We start from the raw sequence: 1,419 nt of genomic DNA, 5'->3' as shown, positions 1-1,419 counted from the left end.
GGGCCATTCCACGTACTGCAGCAGGTTGTAGACGATGGCCGACTCCAGGTCGGCCCGCTCGACGGCGTGCGCCAGCGGCAGGCCCAGCACGGCCAGGCCGGGCAGCCAGCACAGCCGCCTGAAGAAGGACGTGCAGGACAGGCGCATCGCGTCAGAACGCAAAGTCCAGACGCAGCTCGACGCTGCGGCCCGCCTGCGGCAGCACCGGCTGGGTCGTGGCGTCACCACCAGGGTCCTGATGGCGCCGGTCGAACAGGTCGAACACGCTGGCCGAGAAGGACCAGCCGCGCGAGGCCAGCGGTGTCGAGAGCGTCAGGTTGCTCAACTGGTAGGCAGCCGCTGCGCCGCGCCGGCCGATGCCCTGCCATTCCAGCCCGGCCTGCCAGCCCCGTCCCAGCGGCAAGATCGCCGCCAGCTTGGCCATGCGCTCGGCCGAGTAGCCGGCCACCTGGGTGTCCATGTCGCTGTCGCGGCCGTGCTGCAGCGTCAGGTTGGCGCGCAGCCTGCCGCCGCTGGCCCAGATGCGCTCCCATTCCAGCTCGGCGCCGTGGGTCCGCACGCCGCCCTGGTTGTCGAAGCGATAGCGCTCGCTGTCCGGGTCGCGGTTGAGCACCAGCAGCTGGCGCGCCCGATTGCTGAACAGCGACAGGCTGTAGCGGTCCTGCGAATCGGGCCGCCAGTCCAGCGCCAGCTCGCTGCCGCGCACGCCTTCGCTGGTCAGCTTCGGATTGATTTCATAGCCACCGCTGCCGGGGACCTGGTAGTGGGCCTCGAAAGCATTCGGCGCACGGTAGGCGGTGCCATGGATCAGCTTGGCCACCAGCGTGTCGTCGGCCCGCCAGATCAGCCCCGCGCGCAGGCTGAATTCACGCGCGCTGCCACTGGTCTGGTCCCAGCGCAGTCCCGTGTCCAGCGTCCAGTCGCGGGCCAGCGCGTATTGGTCCTCGACGAACAAGGCATGGCGCTGCAGGCTGCGGCGGTCGTCGAGCAGCGGCGCGGTGGGGGGATCGATGTCGGCATTGCGCTGCAGCAGCAGCGGCAAGACCTGCAGCTCGGCGCCCACCAGCAGCTTATGGTCCTGCCAGCGGGTGCTGAGCCAGCGGCCTTCCAGGCCCCACCAGCGGCCCACCGCAATGTCCTGGTTCACCGTCACCGGCGGATAGTCCATCGCATAGCGGCCCTCGAAGCGGTAGCGCCCGGCAAAGCCGCGCGCCGTGAGCTCGTCGCCCTCGTCGGTCGCATGCACCCAGCTCAGGTCCAGCAATGACTGCTCGTCATGGTTGACGGTGCGCGGGTCGCCCTGCACACCGTCTGGAAACAGCGGATTCCCTTTGGTGCGCAGCGCATGCAGCACCGTGGCCCGCCAGTCGCCCTGGCGGACGCGGGCGAACAGCGTGGTGCGGCCTTCCGCGTCGCCAT

At 69.8% G+C, this 1,419-nt stretch carries 1 protein-coding gene; it reads right to left on the bottom strand.

Going from position 1 to position 1,419, the window contains the following annotated elements:
* Positions 1 to 151: 151 nt before the first annotated feature.
* Positions 152 to 1,419 (bottom strand): TonB-dependent receptor plug domain-containing protein (locus tag FKP22_RS33135; protein ID WP_170201180.1); only part of this gene is annotated, 1,268 nt, incomplete at its 5' end.

This window comes from Ideonella azotifigens (genome assembly GCF_006519715.1).
GTDB classification, from domain to species: Bacteria; Pseudomonadota; Gammaproteobacteria; order Burkholderiales; family Burkholderiaceae_C; genus Ideonella; species Ideonella azotifigens.
This window is presented reverse-complemented; position numbering and strand designations above follow the sequence as displayed.